Annotated in this window: 8 protein-coding genes; 3 read left to right on the forward strand and 5 right to left on the reverse strand. The window is 48.6% G+C overall.

Features of this window, described 5'->3' with window-relative positions:
- Positions 1–103 precede the first annotated feature (103 nt).
- On the forward strand, positions 104–1,024 hold the full coding sequence (locus tag FDW95_RS10920; RefSeq protein ID WP_115258525.1) for a diguanylate cyclase: 921 nt from the start codon (positions 104–106) through the stop codon (positions 1,022–1,024).
- 269 nt (positions 1,025–1,293) lie between these two features.
- Here the strand turns inward: FDW95_RS10920 and mgtS are convergent, their stop codons facing one another.
- Entirely contained in the window at positions 1,294–1,389 is a 96-nt protein-coding gene (gene mgtS, locus FDW95_RS10925) for a protein MgtS (protein WP_096757085.1), read from the reverse strand.
- Positions 1,390–1,632: 243 nt separating this feature from the next.
- A complete protein-coding gene (ydeE, locus tag FDW95_RS10930; protein ID WP_115258524.1) occupies positions 1,633–2,820 on the reverse strand; it encodes an efflux MFS transporter YdeE in 1,188 nt (395 codons plus the stop codon).
- 198 nt (positions 2,821–3,018) lie between these two features.
- Between ydeE and eamA the strand changes: the two genes are divergently transcribed.
- Positions 3,019–3,918: an O-acetylserine/cysteine exporter gene (eamA, locus tag FDW95_RS10935; protein ID WP_115258523.1), complete on the forward strand. Its 900-nt coding sequence runs from the start codon at positions 3,019–3,021 to the stop codon at positions 3,916–3,918.
- Positions 3,919–3,949: 31 nt separating this feature from the next.
- Here eamA and marB read toward each other — a convergent pair whose 3' ends face one another.
- The 3 genes from marB to marR are packed head-to-tail and all read right to left on the reverse strand — an operon-like array spanning position 3,950 to position 5,035.
- Positions 3,950–4,168: a multiple antibiotic resistance protein MarB gene (marB, locus tag FDW95_RS10940; RefSeq protein WP_115258522.1), complete on the reverse strand. Its 219-nt coding sequence runs from the start codon at positions 4,166–4,168 to the stop codon at positions 3,950–3,952.
- 30 nt (positions 4,169–4,198) lie between these two features.
- Complete coding sequence (gene marA, locus FDW95_RS10945) at positions 4,199–4,582, reverse strand: MDR efflux pump AcrAB transcriptional activator MarA (RefSeq protein WP_138140554.1); 384 nt, start codon at positions 4,580–4,582, stop codon at positions 4,199–4,201.
- An 18-nt stretch (positions 4,583–4,600) separates the two neighbouring features.
- Positions 4,601–5,035: a multiple antibiotic resistance transcriptional regulator MarR gene (gene marR, locus FDW95_RS10950; protein ID WP_096757081.1), complete on the reverse strand. Its 435-nt coding sequence runs from the start codon at positions 5,033–5,035 to the stop codon at positions 4,601–4,603.
- Positions 5,036–5,291: 256 nt separating this feature from the next.
- Between marR and FDW95_RS10955 the strand changes: the two genes are divergently transcribed.
- The gene (locus FDW95_RS10955; protein ID WP_096757080.1) at positions 5,292–5,957 is read left to right on the forward strand and encodes a MarC family NAAT transporter; all 666 of its coding nucleotides are present in this window, start codon (positions 5,292–5,294) and stop codon (positions 5,955–5,957) included.
- Positions 5,958–6,000: the final 43 nt, after the last annotated feature.

The following is a 6,000-nucleotide window of genomic DNA, read 5'->3' on the forward strand; positions in this document are numbered from 1 at the left end:
AGACTGCGGCATATTAATTACTATTAATAAATTTACATAAATTTTCTTTATAGCCGCTAAACTATTGTCTATCAGCAATACTCACACAGGGAAAGGATTCGTGATGATGAGAGAAACGGCAGAAATAGATTCAATCTTGATGGAGTTGAATCACTCGATTGATGCGCACTATAAATGGCTAGTCAAAATGTTTCACTGCGTGGTGTTATCTGATGTCACTCAGGCGGATATTTCAGGTAAGAATTCGCACTGTGCCTGTCAATTCGGACAGTGGCTTACCCCGCGTCTGGTCAAGGATGACGCAGATTATAGTTATTTGAGTAAGATAAATGCGGCCCATGAAAAAATGCATTTATTAGGTAAGGACTTGCTATCGGTAATAGTAGAAGAACGCAGTCAGTCATGGCATTTCGACAGTTTTCAGGATGCGCTTCTGGCTTTTACGTCGGCGGTGATGGATTATAAAATACATTTACTGACTATCCGCAGTAATATCGATGTATTAACCGGTTTACCTGGTCGAAGAATGCTGGATGAGTCTTTTGACCAGCAGTTACTTGACGCGCAACCGCTTAATTTATATTTATTATTGCTGGATATCGACCGTTTTAAATACGTCAATGATACCTACGGCCATCTGGTTGGTGACGTCGTACTGCGCAATCTGGCATCAAATTTATTGTCATGGACTCGTTATGATGAGATCGCGTATCGCTACGGTGGCGAAGAGTTCATCATTCTGATCAGAACAAAAACGGATGAGCAGGCATCTCTCGCGGGCTTGCGCCTGTGTCATCTCATTGAACAAAAAAAGATCCCTTACCCGCAGGGGGAGATTGATATTACGGTAACGGCCGGGATCACACGAGTTCGTCAGGGCGAAACGCTGGACACGGCTCTCGGGCGTGCTGACCGAGCCATGTATGAAGGGAAGCAGACTGGCAGGAATCGCTGCATGTTTATGGATGAACATGAGCAGATCACACGGGTGGGTGCCAAAGAGCGGATAACGACGCTGGTCTGAACAATGAGTCTTGTTGAGATGATTTGGTTTCGTTTAACGTTCATTGGGGTTGTCGATGCTATGTTGGGTGACTATTCGCTATCTGTGCAGGGAATTGCCTGATAGCGTATAAAGCAAAACACAAATCTATCCATGCAAGCATTTACCGCTGGTTTATCCGGCGGTTTTTTTTACCTGTCGTTCAGGTAGTCGGCATTCAGGACAAAAAAATGGCCCCTTGAGCAGTGATGCTACAAGGGGCCGGTTCGGTGCAGGACTATCGTCGTTCATCAATCATCCCATCTGTGGCTAAAGTAGGCGGCCAGAAAACCAGAAAATAAAATAATTCCCAGAACGGCCATAAAAACATTCATATTACCCAGCATTGTTTATGCTCCTTTATTTGTGAGTTTCCTCTCTTACCTTAATTTCACCTCGTTAAGGACTATACTAGCAATTTAATCTTAAACAAAGATTGAACCAGGGGGATTATTTCGTCTGAATAGTAAAGTTATCGCGTTATTGGCAGAGAAAAATAAATAAGGATGTCAAAATATGCGGAGCAGGGAAAATATATCGGGGTTTTCTGAAAAAACGACAGGGCAGCACATGCTCTGTCGCCAGAGAAATTAACAGACTACAGGCTGGCCCCAGGGTTTAGCTCGCATGCCTTTTAGCATCAGCGCCCAGGCCAGAATGATGGCAATCATCAGCACCACAAACAGCGACCATGACGGCAGGGTCGTCAGAATAACGCCGCTGACTAACGGGTTAAATGCCGCGCCAAGCCAGCCCAGTGACTGGGCGGAGAAATAGCTCGCTTTCATCCCCGCGGGGGCAATGTTGTCGATAAGCATATATTCGCCCGGTGCGTAAATGATTTCGCCGATGGTAAAAAACGCTGCAGAAATGCCCCACATTAGCAGACTGTTGCCGGAAAAAATAAAACCCACTAATCCCAGCACAAAGAATAATGTTCCGCCGGCCATTAACGGGCGGATGTTGGCGCTGGAAAGACGGCGCCCGACGACATATTGCAATGTAACCACCATTGCCGCGTTGACGGGCAGGACCACGGCCACCACTTTTTCTGCGAAATCACCGTCAGCAACCACCATCACGTACTGAGAAATACAGGACGCAAATGCGCCGCCCACAAACGAGGCCAAAAACGCTGACAGGGTAAACCAGCATAACGCTTTATCGCGCAGCAGTACCGAGGGGGACCAGACGGATACGTTCAGTCCCTCGGATGGCACTTCTGAACGTTTCACCCACGTCTGGATAAATACCAACGGGAAGGCTGAGCAAAGCGCTGCCAGCCAGAACGGCAGGTTGATACTTTGCATCACCAGCAGCGTGCCGAGCGGCGGACCCACGGTCCAGCCAATGTTGAGTACTGTATAGTTAAGTGAGAAAATTTTGGTCTTGTTGGTGGCAGAGAGGTTATCGGCAAACCAGGCTTTCAGCACGGTGGCAAAGACGGAGTAGGCGCAGTTGATCAGGGCAAAAAGCAACACCACTACGATAACATTATGCACCAGAGGGATCGCGATAAAGCCAGATGCAAAACCGGTAATCGCCAGCAGCATATAGCGTTTTTTATCGAACTTATCGGCCAGAATACCGAAGCCCAGGCTGAAGATAACGCCAATAGTCAGGGCGACCGTCATGGCGTAACCAATCAGATCGACGCTCAGGCCGTACTGTCGGTTGAGATAGATGGTCATAAACGGGAGCGTGGCACCCCGCCCAATCGTCAGTAATAGTGAGGAGGCGAGTAAAGCGAGGGTGGATCTTCTCAGAGTGGTATTCATTTTCTTGCCCGACAATGCATGTTGTTATGTTTTTATTAAATTTCAGACAGAAATAGCACGGCAAAAGTGTGATGTACACTCAAAAAGTTGTCTGAAAATGCCCAGTTATACCTACCTGTATTAATGATCTGTTACCCGGCAACGATTTCCGCTACTTTAACTTGTTTACAAAAATTTAATAATTTCAGGGGCGGGTGAATGTCACGTAAAGACGGGTTGTTAGCACTACTGGTCGTGGTGGTATGGGGGCTAAATTTTGTCGTCATCAAAGTGGGCCTGCACAATATGCCGCCGCTGATGCTGGCAGGGCTACGTTTCCTACTGGTGGCATTTCCGGCTATTTTCTTTGTTGCCCGCCCGAAAATCCCTCTCTCATTGCTGCTCGGTTATGGCCTGACCATCAGCTTTGGCCAGTTCGCGTTTCTGTTCAGCGCCATAAAATTTGGCATGCCCGCTGGACTGGCGTCACTGGTATTGCAGGCGCAGGCATTTTTCACCATTGTGCTGGGCGCATTCGCTTTTGGTGAGCGTTTACAGGGCAAGCAACGGGTCGGCATCGCGCTGGCAGTGTTTGGCGTGCTGGTGTTGATCGAAGCCAGCCTGAATGGACAGCACGTGACGATACTCGGCTTTATGCTGACGCTGGCGGCAGCGCTGAGTTGGGCCTGCGGCAATATCTTCAACAAGAAAATTATGCAACATGAATCCCGCCCGCCAGTGATGTCGCTGGTGGTGTGGAGTGCCTTGATCCCTATTTTACCGTTCTTTCTGGCATCGCTCGTCCTTGATGGCCCAGGTCTCATCGTACACAGCCTTATTGCTATTGATATGACGACTATTCTCTCACTGGTCTATCTGGCATTTGTGGCGACGATTGTGGGATACGGCATATGGGGTACGTTGCTGGGACGCTATGAGACCTGGCGCGTGGCCCCGCTGTCTTTACTCGTGCCAGTGGTTGGGCTGGCGAGTGCGGCAGTGTTACTGGATGAAACGCTAAGTGGGCTGCAACTTATCGGCGCGCTGTTGATTATGGCGGGGCTGTACATCAACGTGTTTGGTTTTCGTTTGCGCAGGACCGCTCAGGCGAGGGGATAACAGTAGCCCCGCCGTGGCGGGGCATCATGACTTATAAACTGCGCATGTTGTAATAAGGCACACCCAGTTCGTCGGACTTGTCGCTGCCGGCACCCATATGATTAAAATCAAACGGGGACTGCTCCTGCGTAGGAGGCATAATTATTGCGTCGCGATTATTGGGTGTTATGGGCTGCGCGGTTTGTTCCGCCATGCTCTGGCCCGAAACAATAAGCAGCAGGGCCAGCATTGCAGATGACAGAAGTTTCATGATTTCCTCGGTTACGTCTTTATCAGGCGATTAGCAGTTACATTGATTCAGCGGATGCAAATACCGGGATTCGCCGTGCATATTTGTCATACGGTACTTATGGGGTGGCACATCAAAATAGTTTTTGAAGGTCCGGGTCAGCGTCTGCTGAGACTCAAAGCCATAACGCTCCGCCAGGTAGAGGATCGGTTCGTTACTTTCTTTTAATTTTTGCGCTATTTCAGTCATTTTGCGGCTGCGGATGTATTGACCTAATGAATGGCCGGTTTCTTTTTTAAACATCCGTTGCAGGTGCCATTTGGAGTAACCTGAACGCTCTGACACCTTTTCCAGTGACAGCGGTGATTCAAGGTTATTCTCGATCCAGTCCAAAATGCTATGAATAGTGATTGTGTCAGTATTGCGTCTGGACATCGTCATACCTCTTTCTGTTTACGGCAGGATTTTCTTAAGCAAATGCTCAAGTGTTGCCACTTCGTCCGCCGTTAAGTTTTTTGTTAGTTCCTGGTGCAGGTCTTGCCCGACTAATTGATGGCACTGCTCACAAATTGTCGCGCCATGCTCGGTGAGTTTCACCAGCACGCCGCGTTTGTCATGTGGATTAGGAAGTCTTTCAATCCAGCCTTTACAGGCCAGTCTGTCGAGCATACGCGTCAGCGCACCAAGATCGACAGACAGCACTTTTTTCAATTCAACAGGGGTGATGCACACCGCGCAGCGGATGGAGCAAAGCACCTTAAACTGCGATGCCGTGATATCCAGCGGTGACAGGTAGTCGTTTAGCAAACGATCTTTTTTCTGATTAACCATATAGATCAAACGGCCCAGTGGGATGATTTCGTTGAACAGATCACTGGTGTTTTTCACAATGGTTGCCCTGGCAAGTAGTTAGTCACGGCTGATATTATTGCTTAGGCAAATATAAGTCAAATGAATGGGTCGGCAAATGCCACGTTTTGCTAAAACGTCAGCACCTGGCTAACCGTACGTTCGTTTCAATATTTTGATTTCACAGGCTTATGCGTAGAGGAGAAAAATGAATCCTTACATCGCGAAAATGGCTTAAACGGGTGTTTTCACCGTATACTTGCCGTTGACGATTAACGCACAGGAAAGATGAATTATGATGGATTTGTTTAAGGCCATAGGTCTGGGACTGGTTGTCCTGTTACCGTTGGCGAACCCGTTAACCACCGTGGCGTTGTTCCTCGGCCTTGCCGGCAATATGAACAGCGCAGAGCGTAACCGTCAGTCATTAATGGCGTCTGTCTACGTGTTTGCCATCATGATGGTGGCGTACTATGCCGGGCAGGTGGTGATGAATACCTTCGGGATTTCGATTCCCGGATTGCGTATTGCGGGTGGGTTAATCGTTGCGTTTATCGGCTTTCGGATGCTGTTCCCGCAGCAGAAGGCGCACGACTCTCCGGAAGCGAGAAGTAAGTCAGAAGAACTTGTAGACGAACCGACGGCCAATATTGCCTTCGTGCCGCTGGCAATGCCCAGTACTGCCGGTCCGGGTACCATTGCGATGATCATCAGTTCGGCCTCGACCGTACGTCAAGGCTCTGAGTTTCCGGACTGGGTTATTATGGTCGCTCCACCGATCATTTTTGCGGTGATCGGGGTCATTCTGTGGGGCTGCCTGCGCAGTTCAGGCGGAATTATGCGTCTGGTCGGCAAAGGGGGCATTGAAGCGATTTCCCGTCTGATGGGCTTTTTGCTGGTGTGTATGGGCGTGCAGTTTATTATTAATGGCGTACTGGAAATTATCAAAACCTACGCATAAAACCTACGCTTAAAAAAAGGGTCCGGTATAGTCTACCGGACCC

The sequence above is a fragment of the Citrobacter sp. wls718 genome, assembly GCF_005280945.1.
Taxonomy (GTDB): domain Bacteria; phylum Pseudomonadota; class Gammaproteobacteria; order Enterobacterales; family Enterobacteriaceae; genus Citrobacter; species Citrobacter gillenii.